Source organism: Silanimonas lenta DSM 16282 (assembly GCF_000429065.1).
Classification (GTDB): Bacteria; Pseudomonadota; Gammaproteobacteria; order Xanthomonadales; family Xanthomonadaceae; genus Silanimonas; species Silanimonas lenta.
Genome location: NZ_KE386844.1, coordinates 336,319 through 349,186 on the forward strand (window position 1 = coordinate 336,319; position 12,868 = coordinate 349,186).

Consider the following 12,868-nt stretch of genomic DNA (forward strand, 5'->3'; position numbering starts at 1 on the left):
CCCTACTGGCGGATCACCTCGCGCCGCATCGGCGCCAGGATCGCCAGCAGCTCGTTCTGGGCCGACAGCGGCACGCCGCGGGCGCGCATCGCGTCCACGAGGTGTTCCACGAGAGCGTTGAAGTCGGCCTCGGTCAGGCCCAGCCCGGCATGCGCGGCGCGCATGTCGCGGCCGCCGTAGGTGCAGGGGCCGCCGCTGAGGGCGCAGAGCCGTTCGACCAAGCGTTCGTGCAGGTTCACCAGGTCGGCCTCGACGAAGTCCTCGGCGATGCGCGGGTCGGCCACGCTGCGCGCCAGGAGGTCGAAGCTGATGGCATCGATGCCCTCCGCGCCGCCGAGGCGCTCGTAGAGGCTGGCCTTCGGCGCGCCGGTGCTGGCGCAGCCGGCCAGCAGCAGGGCGAGCAGCGCGGCGCGCAGGCTGCGCTCAGTGGCTGAGCTGTAGCGAGACATACCAGGCCTCCTGTCGGTCGAGGGTGGCGATGGCGCCGAGGTCGGCGTAGGCCGCGACCACCGCCACGCGCTTGTTGGGGAACCAGGCGACGAACACGTCCTTCCAGTCGTGCTCGCGGGCGAAGCCGAGGTTGTCGGGCTTCTGCCGGTACTCCACGCCCACCGCCCAGCGCGGGTCGAGCAGCACCGCCACGCTGGCCTCGCCCAGCAGGGAGCGGCCGCGCCGCGCATCGCCGCCGAAGCCGAGCAGGCCGGTCTGGTTGGCGTTGCTGCTGCGGAGCACGCCGTTGAGGAGGAGGTGCCGGCCCCCGGCGCCGCCGAGGAAGAGCTTGGTGGCGGCGAGGTAGACGTCGTTGCCGCTGTCGTCCACCGCCCCCACGAGGGAGGGCACGAGGAAATCACGCTGGCGCTTGTGTTGCAGGCCGAGGCTGAGCTGCGGCCAGGGGCCGTAGACGAGGTCGCCGGCAAGCCGCAACTTGGCGTGGGCGATGTCCTGGCGGAAGTGGCGCGTCGGCAGGCCCAGCGCATCGGCCAGGGTGGCCAGGCCGAAGTCCTGGCGCGCCAGCCCGATTTCCACGCGGTTGCGCCAGCCCAGCGCGATGCCGCGGCTGGTCAGCGTATAGTCGCCGCTGTCGACGCGGGTGGCGAAGGCCGCCCCGCCCCATTGCTCCTCGGTGCCGTAACCGGCGATCACCGCCCAGGGCACGATGCCCCCGCCGGCGCTGCCCTCGATGCTGCTGGCGCCGCCGGTGGCGAGCAGGCGGCCGGCGTGGCCGGTGGCTGACGGGGTGGCGATATCGCGAGCGGACGCAGGCGCGCCGGCGAGCAGCGCGATGGCGAGCCAGGGAACGATGCGTGTCATGCGGCGTGGTCCTCCTGCCGGTCGGGGCCGCGGGCGCGGAGCCAGTCGAGCAGGGCCTCGAGCGGCAGCGGGCGGCTGAAGTGGTAGCCCTGCGCCACGTCGCAGCGCAGGCGGGACAGCACCTCGAGGCCGACCTCGGTTTCCAGTCCCTCGGCCACCACCTTGAGGCCGAGGGCGTGGCCGAGCTGGACGATCGATTGCACGATGCGTTCGTCGTCGCTGCCGGGCGCGAGCTGCAGTACGAAGCTCTTGTCGATCTTCAGTTCGTCGGCCGGCAGGCGCTTCAGCTGCCCGAGCGAGCTCTGGCCGGTGCCGAAGTCGTCCACCGACACCCGTAGGCCTTCGGCGCGCAGGGCGTCGAGCGTGGCGACGGCGCGGTCGAGGTCGGCGAGCACGGCGCTCTCGGTGACCTCGACGATGACCTGCGCCGGCGGCACGCCATGGGCGCGCAGGCGGTCCATCACCGCCGCGCCGAGCCCCGGGTCGGCGAGGTCGATGGCGGAGAGGTTGATCGCCACCCCGTGGGTGAACCCGGCCGCCCGCCAGGCGGCGAGGTCGGCGAAGGCGCGCTCCAGCACCCAGCGGGTGAGGACGCCCACCAGGCCGGCCCGCTCGGCCAGCGGGATGAACTCGTCCGGGCCGATGCGCCCGAGGGTGGGATGCGTCCAGCGCAGCAGGGCCTCGACATGGCGTACGTCGCGCGTCGCCACGTCCACCTTCGGCTGGTAGACGAGGCTGAACTGGCCGTCGTCGATGGCGCTGCGCAGCTCACCGACGATGGCCAGTTGCCGCAGGTGCTGCTCGTCCAGGCCCTCGCGGTAGAGCCCGATGCCCCGGCCCTCGCGCTTGGCGAGCTGGTTGGCGATCTCGACCCGGCGCAGGAGGGTGCGGGCATCGGGCAGGGCGCCGTCCGTGCCGCGGACGAAGGCCACCAGGCCGAGGTCGACCTCCAGGCGCAGCGGCGCCCCCTGCACGGCCATCGGCGCGGCCAGCGACTGTGCGAGGGCCTCGAAGCGCGCCTGCGCCGTGCCGGCGTCCATGGCCCAGAAGCCGATCAGGAATTCGTCGCCGCCGAGGCGGGCCACCAGGTCCTCGCCGCGCACGGCGGCACGCAGCCGGTTCGCCACCTCCACCAGCGCGAGGTCGCCATGCCCGTGCCCGAGCAGGTCGTTCACTTCGCGGAAGCGGCGCAGGTCGATCATGGCCAGCGTGCCCTGCATCAGCCGCCGGTCGGCGAGACGTGCGGCCAGCAACGCCAGCGCCCGCTCGCGGTTCGGCAGGCCGGTGAGGGCATCATGCCCGGCCTGGTGGACGATGCGCTGCTCGCGTTCGGCGATGCCCTGCTGCATGGCATTGAAGGCTTCGGCGAGGGTGGCGAACTCGTCGTTGCCCTCAACCGGCACCGTGGTGCCGTACTCGCCGCGGCGGATGCGCGAGGCGGCCCGCGCCAGCGCGCCCACCGGGCCGCTCACGCGCCGGCCGACGAGGCCGGCGGCCAGCATCGCCAGCACGGCGGCGGCCAGCGACAGCACCAGCACCTGGGCCTGAAGGCCGGCGTAAGGCGCCATGGCCAGCTCGCGGTCGGCGCCGATGAGCAGGTACACCGGGGAGAGGTGTTCGGCGGAGAGCCGGAGCGCCAGCCGCGGATCGCCGCCGTCTTCGGCTGGCAGCGTGATGCGCGCTGATCCGGACTCCAGCGCGGCGCGATCGGCGCTGCCTAGCTCCGCGCCCTGCAGGGTGCGCCAGCCGCTCCCATCGCGCAGCACCACGCCCGGGGCAAGGCCGGTGATGTCGGCCAACTCGTCCGTCTCCTCGCTGCCGAAGCCCTGGCCGAGGGCCAGCCAGCCCACGAGGTCGGGCGCGAACACCGGCACCAGGGCATAGCTCACCGCCTCGCCGGACAGGGCGATGATGCCGGCGGAGAAGCCGTCCTCCCGCGCCTCCGCCACCAGCCCGCCCAGGGCGGACTCGGGCAGCGACACCCCGGCGGGTAGCCGGTGCGCCAGCAGCGTCCCGTCAGCAGCGAGGATGGCGCCGTAAGGAGCGCCGATGCGGCGCTCGGCGCTCTCCAGCACCGATTCGAGCGTGGGCCCGTCCTGCAGGGCGATGGCTTCCTTGAAGCCGAAATCCTCGGCCAGCACCGCCACGCGCTCCAGCAGCTGCCGCAGCTTCGCCTCGTGCAGCCGGCCCCAGACCTTTTCCCCGACCCGCAGCTGGGCCTCGAGCTGCTGGTCGATGCTGCGCTCCACCGCCACCCGCACCGTGAGCCAGCCGGCGACCTGAAGCCCCACCACCAGGGCGGCCAGCAGCAGCACCAGCTTGGTGCCGAAGCGCAGGCCGCGTCGCGGAGGAGCCGCCTCGTCCATGGCTCAGGGACGAGGCGGGGCCCGCAGGCGTTCCTGCAGGGCACGCAGGCGCTCATCGCCGCGCGGCGGCGGCGGCGGGGCGAGGGGAAGTTCGAGCACTTCGGCCGAGGTAGTTGGCAGCGTGATGCGGCGCTTTGGCGCCGCATCGATCGTCGGCAGGCGCTCGTGCCAGGCGGTGAGCAGGTACTCGCCGGGCGGCAGGTCCACCCGCGCCCGGCCCTCGGCATCGCTCAGGGCGAAATACGGCGTATCGACCACCACGATATAGCCCTTCATCCAGTCGTGGATGTTGCAGCCGAGGGTCACCACGCCGGCGCGGTCGAACACCACCGGTTCCGGCGGCGTGCCGGTATACAGCGGCAGCTCGAAGCGCTTGGCCGGGGAGAAGGAGTAGACCTGGTGGCGGATGCGGTCGCGGTTCGGGAAGTGGACCCGCGAGCCCTTGGTCACCACCAGCACGCGCGGTTCGAACTCGCTGTTCACCTGGTCCATCACCGCCTCCATCGGAACGGTGGCGGCGGCGCGACCGATCGGGCTCAGGGTGACGACGGCATTGGCAACCGGGCGGCCTTCGCTGAGGACGCGCACCTCCACGGCGGCGGCGGGAAGCGTCGCGAGGCCGAGCAGACCGGCAAGCAGGGCGGCGCAGCGGCGTGGGGCCATGCACGGCTCCATAAGAACCAAGGTAGCCCGATCATAGCCAGTCCCCGGCGGCCGGGCGTGCAAACCCCGTCAGACGTCGCCGTCTTTTGACCAGCCTTCACCGGTGCCGCGGTGGAACACCCGGTCGCTGTCCAGCACCTCGCCGGCCGGGATCGTCGGCTGGCCGGCGAGCCGCGCATAGATCGGCGCGAAATCCGGCCGGGTGGCCTCCATCAGCGCCTCATAGCTGTCGATGACGAAGTAGGTCTTCTGGTAGGTGTCGATGCGGTAGCGGGTCCGCATGATCCGCTCGAGCTCGAAACCGAGGCGGTTCGGCGCGGCGCTCTCGAGGCAGTAGATCGACTCGCCCTTCGAGCTCAGGATGCCGGCGCCGTAGATGCGCAGGCCGGCCGCGGTGCGGATCAGGCCGAACTCCACCGTGTACCAGTAAAGGCGCGTCAACTGCGCCAGCGCCTCCGGGCCGAAGCCATGCGCCCGCACACCGCCCTGGCCATAGGCCTGCATGTAGTCGGCGAACACCGGGTTCATGAGCAGGGGCACGTGGCCGAACAGGTCGTGGAACAGGTCGGGTTCGGAAAGGTAGTCGAGCTGCTCGGGCCGGCGGATCCACCAGGTCACCGGGAAGCGGCGATGGGCCAGGTGCTCGAAGAAGGTGAGCTCGGGCAGCAGGCCCTCCACCCCGACCAGCTCCCAGCCGGTGCGCGCGCGCAGCATGCGGTTCAAGTCGTCGAACTTCGGGATGCGCTCCTCGCCCATGCCCATGGCGTCCTGGGTGCGCAGGAACTCGTCTTCGGCGCGGCCCACCAGCAATTCCCGCTGGCGGCGGAACAACTGCGCCCACACCGCATGGTCGGTGGCGCTGTAGCTCGACCAGGGCTGCTCAATGACCGCCGTGGTGTAGACCGGCACGCTGCCCTTGTCGGTTTGCAGGTGTTCGACGCGGCGTGGCGTGGCGTTCACGGGCGGCTCCGGGGTGGGGATTCAGCCCCTACTGTGGCGCGGAAACCGGGAAACGGGGTTGCGTTGTGCGACAGTTTCCGTGATTTCGTGCAATGATCGTGCGCCAATAGCCATGAACGCGCTCGACCGTACCGATCTTGCCATCCTCCGCGCCCTCGAGGCCGAAGGCCGGCTCAGCAATGTGGAACTGGCGCAGCGGGTGAGGCTCTCGCCCTCGGCCTGCCTGCGCCGGGTGCAGCGCCTGGAGGCCCAGGGCGTGATCGCCGGCTACCGCGCCCTGCTCGATCCGGCCAAGCTTGGCCTCGGCCTGCACGCCTTCGTGCGCGTGCAGCTGAAAAGCCATGGCGCCGAGGACATCACCCGCTTCGCCGCCGACATCCGCGCCTGGGACGAGGTGGTGCGCTGCCACGCCCTCACCGGCGACATGGACTACCTGATCGAAGTGCGCGTGGCCGACCTCGAGCATTTCTCGCGTTTCCTGCTCGACCGCCTGCTGGCCGGCGGCCAGGTGGCCGACGTCAACACTTCCTTCGTGCTGCGGGCGGTGAAGTAGCGACCGGGGCGATCGTCCCGGCCGGGTCGCCCGCTTGACGGATGCAGGGGGTGGGGGGGCTATAACTTCGTGCCGACACCGTCGTCGGTGAGACAATGACATGGAGTTGTTTAATGCGAACCAACGTGGTTCTCGCGGTAGCGATAGCAGTGTTTTGCTCTCCGTTCGCATTCGCGAACGACTCAGGTCCAATACCCCCACCGACGAGACCGCCCTGCGCGAGCTGCGCGAGCGCAGCCTCGGGCTGACCCGCGCCGATGCCGAGGCGGCCTTGCAGGTGGTGCCCGGGGCACGCGAGGCCGCGGCCGAGAAGCGCCTGCGCACCGATGGCGTGCACAGCGAGCTGCGGCCTCCGATGCCCAGCTCGCCGGCGTCAGCCCGGGCTTCTTCGCCCTTGCCTCGCTCTCCGTGGCCGAGGGCCGCGCCCTTTCGGCAGAAGACGAACAGCGCCTCGCGCCGGTGGCGGTGCTCGGCCACCAGGCGGCGCGCAGCCTGTTTCCGGGCGGTAGCGCCGTGGGCCAGTGGATCAAGGCCAACCATGTCTGGCTGGAAGTGGTGGGCGTGCTGGCCGACCGCGACCCCTCGGCCGATGCCTTCGAGGGCGTGCAGTTCGGGCTGGAGAGCAACCGCGTGTTCGTGCCCCTGGCCACCGCGCTCTCGCGTTTCGGCAGCCCGTCGCTGCAGGACGAGCTCGACCGCTTCCTGCTCAAGCTGGAACGTCCCGAGGGCATCGAAGCCGGAGCGCGGGCGCTCGCCGAGCTCATCCGCCAGCGCCATGCCGGGGCCAATGACTTCCGTCTCGTGGTGCCGGCCCAGCTGTTCCAGCAGTACCAGCAGACCCAGCGCATCTTCCAGATCGTGATGGGTGCCATCGCCGCCGTGTCCCTGCTGGTGGGCGGCATCGGCATCATGAACATCATGCTCGCCAATGTGCTGGAGCGGCGCCGCGAGATCGGCCTGCTGCGCGCGCTCGGCGCCCGCCACGAGGACATCATCGCCCGCTTCCTGCGCGAGGCCGCCGCCATCTGCGTGGCCGGAGCGCTGCTCGGTCTGCTGTTCGGCGCGATCCTCGCCTATGCCATCGCCGCGCTGCGCACCGACTGACCTTAGTCGCCCTCCGGCGGCGGACGGCGGAAGGCCAGCACGGTGCCGCGTTCCTCCTGCGGCGCGGGCCGCTGCCAGAGCACCGGCACCGCCTCGGGCCGGGCCGGCTCGTAGGTGCCGGCGTCGATCACCTTGGCCTCCGCCAAGGCCTCGGCGGCGCGCTCCTCCTCCTCCCAGGAATAGAGCCGGCGCGGCGGCGGCGGATCGAGGCGGCGCCAGCGCCAGGCCGCCAGCAGGCCGGAAAGCGCGCCGCCGGCGTGCATCTCCCAGCTCACCCGCCACTCCTGCGGCAGCACCGTGAGCAGCATGCCGCCGAACAGCATCACCGCCACCATCGCCGCCACCACGGCGGGGCGGTCGCGGCGCAGCAGGGCCAGGACGAACAGGGCGAAAAACAGGGCATGCACCAGGCCCGAGGCGCCGAGGTGGATTGAGGGCCGACCGAGTAGCCAGGTGAACAGGCCGGCGCCCAGCCAGCCGGCCAGCACGATCCGCGATGCCGCCTTCGGGTAGACGCTGGAGACGAGGGTGCCGAGCACCACGAGGGCGAAGGCATTCGAGAGCAGATGCCCGGCATCGGCGTGCAGCAGAGGCGCGGCGAGCAGGCCGGACAGGCCGGGCAGGCTGAGCGGCACCACCCCAAGACCTCGGAGGCCGGGCCAGGCGATGCTGAGTACCTGCATGACGCCCAGCAGGGCGACGAAGCCCAGCCAGCCCAGCAGGGCGCCCTGCAGGCGCCGGCGCTGGGTCTGGGCGAGCTGGCGGGGGTCGAGGTCGGGGGTGGGGGTGGCGTCCATCCCGGCATCGTGGGGGCGTTGCGCCCGGGCGCAAGCCACGCCGCGTGAACGCGGCCCGGGGCCACGGGGTGGGCCGGGCGGCGGGGCCGGGCCATGGCGTGACGTGCCGCCCGGGCAGGAGGACAATGGCGGCTCGCGGAGCGAAAAGGATCTCGCGCGTGAGCCTGGACCTGATGAGCCTGATGCTGGTGTCGACGGCCCTGTGCCTGCTGATGGCCGGCCTGATCGGCTATGTGCGCACCGCCTTCCCGCGGCGCTACCGGGCGCCGCTCGGGGCCTGGGCCCAGGCCCTGGTGCTGCAGGCTCTTGGCTGGGGCGCCTTCGTCATGCGCGGGCAGTGGCCAGATGCGGTGACGGTGATGCTGGCCAATGTGCTGCTGCTCGCCGGCATGCAGCGCCTCGACCATGCCATCGCGCTTTACTTCGCCCGCCCGGTGCCCTGGCGCCGCGACTTCGCCTTGCTGGGCGCTGCTTCTGTCTGGCTGCTGTTCTTCCTCTGGATCGCGCCGGACTACACCCTGCGCCTCGTCGGCATGACGGGGCTGATCGCCGTGCCGCTGCTGCATGCCATCGCCACCCTGCTGCGCCGCGGGCGCCGGCCCTATCCGCCGGCCCTGCGCATCGTCGTGCTGTTCCTCGCCCTGCCGGTGGCGGTGCTGCTGCTGCGGGCGCTGAAGCAGCTCTTCGGTACGCCGGTGGATTCGATCGTGGCCCATGACCCGGTCCAGATCGCCCTGCACCTCACCGCCGCCCTGGCGCCGGTGGCCACCGCGCTCGGCTTCGTGCTGATGGTGGCGAGCCGGCTGCAGGCAGAGCTGGCCGAGGCCGCCGATACCGATCCGCTCACCGGGCTGGCCAACCGTCGCCGCGTCGAGGCCCTGGCCCGGCCCTGGGTGGAGGATCCCGAGGGCGCGCTCTCGGCCCTGATGATCGACGTCGACCACTTCAAGCGCGTCAACGACCAGTACGGCCACGACGCCGGCGACGAGGCCCTGGTCTGGCTCGGTAGCCATCTGCGGGTGGAGGCCCGGGCCAGCGACCTCGTGGGCCGGCTCGGCGGTGAGGAGTTCGTGATGCTGCTGCCCGGCACCCGGCTGGCCGAGGCCCTGGTGCTGGCCGAACGCCTGCGCGCCACGGTGGCGGCCACGCCGGCCGATCTCGGCGGCGGCATCGAATGGCCGCTCACCATCTCGGTCGGAGTGGCCGAGCGCCGCCCCGGCGACACCGAAGTGCGCTCGCTGCTGCGCCGCGCCGACGATGCCATGTACGAGGCCAAGCGCAGCGGCCGCAACCGCGTGGTGCGGGCACCCGACTGAGTCATGGCGACCAGGGAAGGCGCCGCGCCGCGTACACTGAGGCGATGAATGCACCCGCCGAGAACCCTGTCGTCCGCCTGAAGATCGAGCGCCGCTCGAACCATCCCTGGATCTTCCAGAAGATGGTGGAAAAACCGCCCACCAAGCCCAGGCCGGGAAGCCTCGTCGAGGTCTACGATCGCGATGGTGCCTGGTGCGGCCGCGGCTTCTACAACGGCCATTCGCGCATCGCGCTGCGCCTCCTCACCACCGATCCAGACGAGACCATCGATGCGGCCTGGTTCCGCGCCAAGATCGCCGCCGCCGTGGCCCTGCGCCGTGAGGTGCTGCGGCTCGATGCGGTGAGCGATGCCTGGCGCGTGGTGCATTCCGAGGGCGACGGCATCTCCGGCCTCGTGGTCGACCGCTACGGCGAGCTGCTGGTGGTGGAGTTCTTCTCCGCCGGCGCCTTCCGCCACCGCGACTGGATCTTCGCCGCCCTCGAGGCCGAATTCCCGGGCTGCCGGATCTGGAGCTTCGCCGACGAGCATGTGCAGAAGCAGGAGAGCTTCGACTGGCATCCGCGCGAGGCCCCGGCGCCAGTGGTGATCACCGAGCACGGCATCCGCTTCCGCGCCGCCCCGGGAAGCGCGCACAAGACCGGCTTCTTCGCCGACCAGCGCGAGAACCGCGAATGGCTCTCGCAGCGGGTCGCGGGCAAGACCGTGCTCGACCTGTGCTGCAATACCGGGGGCTTTGCGGTGTACGCGGCGGCGCGTGGGGCCGCCGAGGTGGTGGGCGTCGACATCGACGAGGAGGTCATCGCGATTGCCCGCCAGAACCTCCGGTTGAACCCGCAGGCCGCGGCGGCGAAGACGCGCTTCGTCCATGCCGACATCTTCCCCTGGCTGCGCGATGCCGCCGCCCGCGGCGAGGCCTATGACGTCGTCATCCTCGACCCGGCGAAGATGACCCGCGACCGCGAGCAGGTGATCCCGGCGCTGAAGAAGTACCTCGACATGAACAAGCTGGCCCTCGGGGTCTGCAAGCCGGGCGCGCTGTTCGCCACCTTCTCCTGCACCGGCCTCGTGGGCGAGGAGGGGTTCCTCGACATGCTGCGCCGCGCGGCCTTCTACGCGAACCGCACCGTGCAGGTGATCAAGGTGGCCGGCGCCGGGCCCGACCATCCCTGGCTGGCCCATGTGCCGGAGAGCCGTTACCTCAAGGCGGTGTTCTGCCGCGTGCTGGACTGAGCGCGGTTTCGCGCCCCGGCGACGGCGACGGCGCTTGAATGCCGGCATGGACAGCCGCGACCTGCCCGAACCCTCCCTGCCCGGTGTGCTCGACCGCTGCTGGGCCCTGCTCGCCGAGGGCCAGCGCCTGCGCCATTCGCCCTTCCATCAAGGGGTACTGGGCACGCTGAGCCGCCGTGGCCCGGCCACCCGCTACGTGGTGCTGCGGCAGGTGGACCGCGAGCAGGGCGTGCTCGGCTTCCACACCGATCGGCGCAGCGAGAAGTGGGGCGAGATCGAGCGCGACCCGCGGGTATCGCTGTGCTTTTTCGGCCAGGGGCAGCAGATCCGCGCCGAGGGCCTCGCCCGTCGCCATGCCGGGGATGCGCCGGCCGAACTGGCCTGGAAGCGCACCGGCCTGATGTCGCGCCGCTGCTACCTTGCCACGCCGGGGCCGGGCACGGTGCTGCCCGGGCCTGGCAGCGGCCTGCCCGCGCCTCTGGCGACCCGCCGCCCGGAGGAGGCCGAAAGCGCCGCCGGCTGGGTGCATTTCGGCCTGGTGCAGGTGGTGCTGGCACGGCTCGAATGGCTCAACCTCGCCTTCGAAGGGCACCGCCGCGCCCGCTTCGTCCGCGAGGGCGGGCGCTGGCGCGGGGAGTGGTGCGTGCCCTGAAGGCCAGCGCCGGCGGCCCATGCCGGCAGCTAGAATCCGCGGCATGGACCTGCCCCTGCGCCCGCTGCTGATCGACTGCCGCATCGAACTGCGCAAGGCCCTGCGCCAGTTCGACCAGACCGACCTCTGCCACCGCATCGACACTGCGCTGTCGATGCTCGGCAACGAGGCGGCGAAGGCGGGCGCTCCCGACCGGCCGGCCGGCCCCGTGGCGCCTGCCGAACGCACCGCGCAGCAGGTGGCCTATGCCTGGCAGATGGCCGCGCGCAGCCTGAAGTCCACCCACCCCTCGCTGTATGCCGAGCTGCAGAAGGAAGTGCTGCGCCTGCTCGATGGCGCCGGCTTCGCCGATGCCAATGCCGAGATCGAGCGCCTGAAGCAGGACCTCGAGGAGGCCGAGGCCGCGGCCGGTCGCGCCAAGCTGGCGCGGATGAAGGCCACCGGCCAGCTCAACACGGTGTGCAAGGCCCTGGCCGCCGCGGCACCGCAGGTGCCGGAGAGCGGCGATGCCCAGGCCACCGCCCTGGCGCGGATCGAGGCCCTGGTGAAGGGCCAGGGCGGCCCGGCGGCCGCGGCGGCGGGCGGCGGGGCCAGGCCGGAAGCCCTCGATCCCGAGGCGGTACCGCCGCCGCCCTTCGTCCTGGAGCTCGTGCAGGCGGGGCAGCGCAGCTTCACCAAGGCACAGCGGGAGTTCGCCGTGGCCGAGGCGATGATCGTCACCGGCTGGCAGTACACGCCGGTGGAACTGCTGGAGCGCGGCGAGGCCTGGCTGGCCGGCCTGCTGCTCAATCCCGACACCCAGGCGTGAGGCGAGGGGTGCCGGCGCCCGCGCCACCGTCCGGCCTGCTGCAGCGCCTGTGGGAGAGCCCGCAGCGGCTCTCCGACAGCATCCGCGCCTCGGCCCTGTGGCTGGCGGCGCTCGACGGTCCGCCCGACCTGCGCGAGCTGCACGAGGTGGGCCTTGCTCTCACCCACGAGCCCGAGGGCGTGCCCCTGCAGGAGATCGCCGAGGCCTTCGCCGCCGATCCGCTGCCGCCCGACCTGCCGCGGCTGTTCCGCTTCCTACGCAGCCAGCGCTCGCCCAAGCGTACCGAGTTCCTGCTCGATCTCTACCTGCGGGTGGCGGCAGCCGACGGCACGCTCTCGGAGATCGAGCGCCATGCCCTCGTCTTCCTCTCCGACCTGCTCGGGGCCTCGCCCGCCCTGCTGCGCGAGCGTTTCGAGGCGGTGCTGGGCCTGGAGTTCGAACCGCCGGCCGACCTTTCCGACCCAGCCTGGTTCGAGCAAGCCGAGGCCGCGGCCGCGGCGCGCGAGGCGCGAGCCCGGCGCCTCGCCCGCGATGCCGCCCTGGCCGCCGCCGCCGAGGCGGCGCGCCGCGAGGCCCTGCTCACCCTCGGGCTGGCGCCGGGAGCCACGCCGATCGCCATCAAGGCGGCTTGGCGGCGGCTGTCACGGCAGTACCACCCGGACCGCCAGCCACAGGCCGATGCCGCGGCCAGGGCCAGTGCCGCCGCGCGTTTCGATGCCGTGCAGAAGGCCTGGAAGCAGCTGCAGGAGAGCGGCGATGCGTGACCTCTATGCCCGCCTCGGCCTGGGCTTTGGCGCCGACGAGGCCGCCCTGCGCCGGGCCATCGCCGCCACCCCCGATGCCGAGCTGGCCCGCCGCGCCCGCGCCGTGCTCCTAGTGCCGGAGCGGCGCGCCGCCCACGATGCCGTGTACCGGGTGGCGCGGCAGCTGCGCGACTGGCGGGTGGAGCTGCTGCTGGAGGACGCGCCGATGGCCAGCGAGCTGGCCGAGAGCGATCTCGTACGCCCCGATCTACCGGCAGCGCCGCTGCGCCGCGCCGTGCCGTCAGCGCCGGGCGGCGGTCTTGCCGGCCTGCTGCGGCGCTGGCTCCGGCGCGGCTGAGGTCG

Annotated in this window: 14 protein-coding genes; 8 read left to right on the forward strand and 6 right to left on the reverse strand. The window is 72.3% G+C overall.

Going from position 1 to position 12,868, the window contains the following annotated elements; genetic code table 11:
- Window positions 1–2: 2 nt before the first annotated feature.
- From G408_RS0110175 to phhA, 5 genes are all read right to left on the reverse strand, one after another.
- Window positions 3–449, reverse strand: coding sequence for a group I truncated hemoglobin (locus tag G408_RS0110175; RefSeq protein ID WP_211226668.1), 447 nt, complete (start codon window positions 447–449; stop codon window positions 3–5).
- Window positions 424–1,311 (reverse strand): DUF3034 family protein, encoded by an 888-nt coding sequence (locus tag G408_RS0110180; protein WP_028771004.1) that lies wholly within the window; start codon window positions 1,309–1,311, stop codon window positions 424–426. The genes G408_RS0110175 and G408_RS0110180 overlap by 26 nt, the downstream gene beginning before the upstream one ends.
- Window positions 1,308–3,677 carry a putative bifunctional diguanylate cyclase/phosphodiesterase gene (locus tag G408_RS14255; RefSeq protein ID WP_051282879.1) on the reverse strand — a complete coding sequence of 790 codons (2,370 nt, stop codon included), beginning with the start codon at window positions 3,675–3,677 and terminating at the stop codon, window positions 1,308–1,310. Before G408_RS14255 ends, G408_RS0110180 begins: the two co-directional genes overlap by 4 nt.
- Window positions 3,678–3,680: 3 nt before the next feature.
- Window positions 3,681–4,340: a cupredoxin domain-containing protein gene (locus tag G408_RS0110190; protein WP_037412928.1), complete on the reverse strand. Its 660-nt coding sequence runs from the start codon at window positions 4,338–4,340 to the stop codon at window positions 3,681–3,683.
- Between the two features lie 69 nt (window positions 4,341–4,409).
- Window positions 4,410–5,300 carry a phenylalanine 4-monooxygenase gene (gene phhA, locus G408_RS0110195; RefSeq protein WP_028771006.1) on the reverse strand — a complete coding sequence of 297 codons (891 nt, stop codon included), beginning with the start codon at window positions 5,298–5,300 and terminating at the stop codon, window positions 4,410–4,412.
- 112 nt (window positions 5,301–5,412) lie between these two features.
- Here phhA and G408_RS0110200 point away from each other — a divergent pair, with 112 nt between their 5' ends.
- Together G408_RS0110200 and G408_RS14260 are read left to right on the forward strand one after the other, a co-directional pair.
- A complete protein-coding gene (locus tag G408_RS0110200; RefSeq protein ID WP_028771007.1) occupies window positions 5,413–5,853 on the forward strand; it encodes an Lrp/AsnC family transcriptional regulator in 441 nt (146 codons plus the stop codon).
- Window positions 5,854–6,261: 408 nt separating this feature from the next.
- On the forward strand, window positions 6,262–6,957 hold the full coding sequence (locus G408_RS14260) for an ABC transporter permease (protein ID WP_051282880.1): 696 nt from the start codon (window positions 6,262–6,264) through the stop codon (window positions 6,955–6,957).
- A 2-nt stretch (window positions 6,958–6,959) separates the two neighbouring features.
- Here G408_RS14260 and G408_RS0110210 read toward each other — a convergent pair whose 3' ends face one another.
- A complete protein-coding gene (locus G408_RS0110210; RefSeq protein WP_028771008.1) occupies window positions 6,960–7,754 on the reverse strand; it encodes a rhomboid family intramembrane serine protease in 795 nt (264 codons plus the stop codon).
- Window positions 7,755–7,912: 158 nt separating this feature from the next.
- Between G408_RS0110210 and G408_RS14900 the strand changes: the two genes are divergently transcribed.
- From G408_RS14900 to G408_RS0110240, 6 genes are read left to right on the forward strand one after another with little or no spacing between them, the layout of a single operon-like run.
- A complete protein-coding gene (locus tag G408_RS14900; protein ID WP_051282881.1) occupies window positions 7,913–9,070 on the forward strand; it encodes a GGDEF domain-containing protein in 1,158 nt (385 codons plus the stop codon).
- Window positions 9,071–9,114: 44 nt separating this feature from the next.
- On the forward strand, window positions 9,115–10,302 hold the full coding sequence (locus G408_RS0110220; protein ID WP_028771009.1) for a class I SAM-dependent rRNA methyltransferase: 1,188 nt from the start codon (window positions 9,115–9,117) through the stop codon (window positions 10,300–10,302).
- A 46-nt stretch (window positions 10,303–10,348) separates the two neighbouring features.
- Window positions 10,349–10,954: a pyridoxamine 5'-phosphate oxidase family protein gene (locus tag G408_RS14270; protein ID WP_051282882.1), complete on the forward strand. Its 606-nt coding sequence runs from the start codon at window positions 10,349–10,351 to the stop codon at window positions 10,952–10,954.
- 43 nt (window positions 10,955–10,997) lie between these two features.
- A complete protein-coding gene (locus G408_RS15435) occupies window positions 10,998–11,762 on the forward strand; it encodes a hypothetical protein (RefSeq protein ID WP_028771010.1) in 765 nt (254 codons plus the stop codon).
- Complete coding sequence (locus G408_RS14905) at window positions 11,759–12,526, forward strand: DnaJ domain-containing protein (RefSeq protein WP_169719226.1); 768 nt, start codon at window positions 11,759–11,761, stop codon at window positions 12,524–12,526. The genes G408_RS15435 and G408_RS14905 overlap by 4 nt, the downstream gene beginning before the upstream one ends.
- On the forward strand, window positions 12,519–12,863 hold the full coding sequence (locus tag G408_RS0110240) for a hypothetical protein (RefSeq protein ID WP_028771012.1): 345 nt from the start codon (window positions 12,519–12,521) through the stop codon (window positions 12,861–12,863). Before G408_RS14905 ends, G408_RS0110240 begins: the two co-directional genes overlap by 8 nt.
- Window positions 12,864–12,868 lie beyond the last annotated feature (5 nt).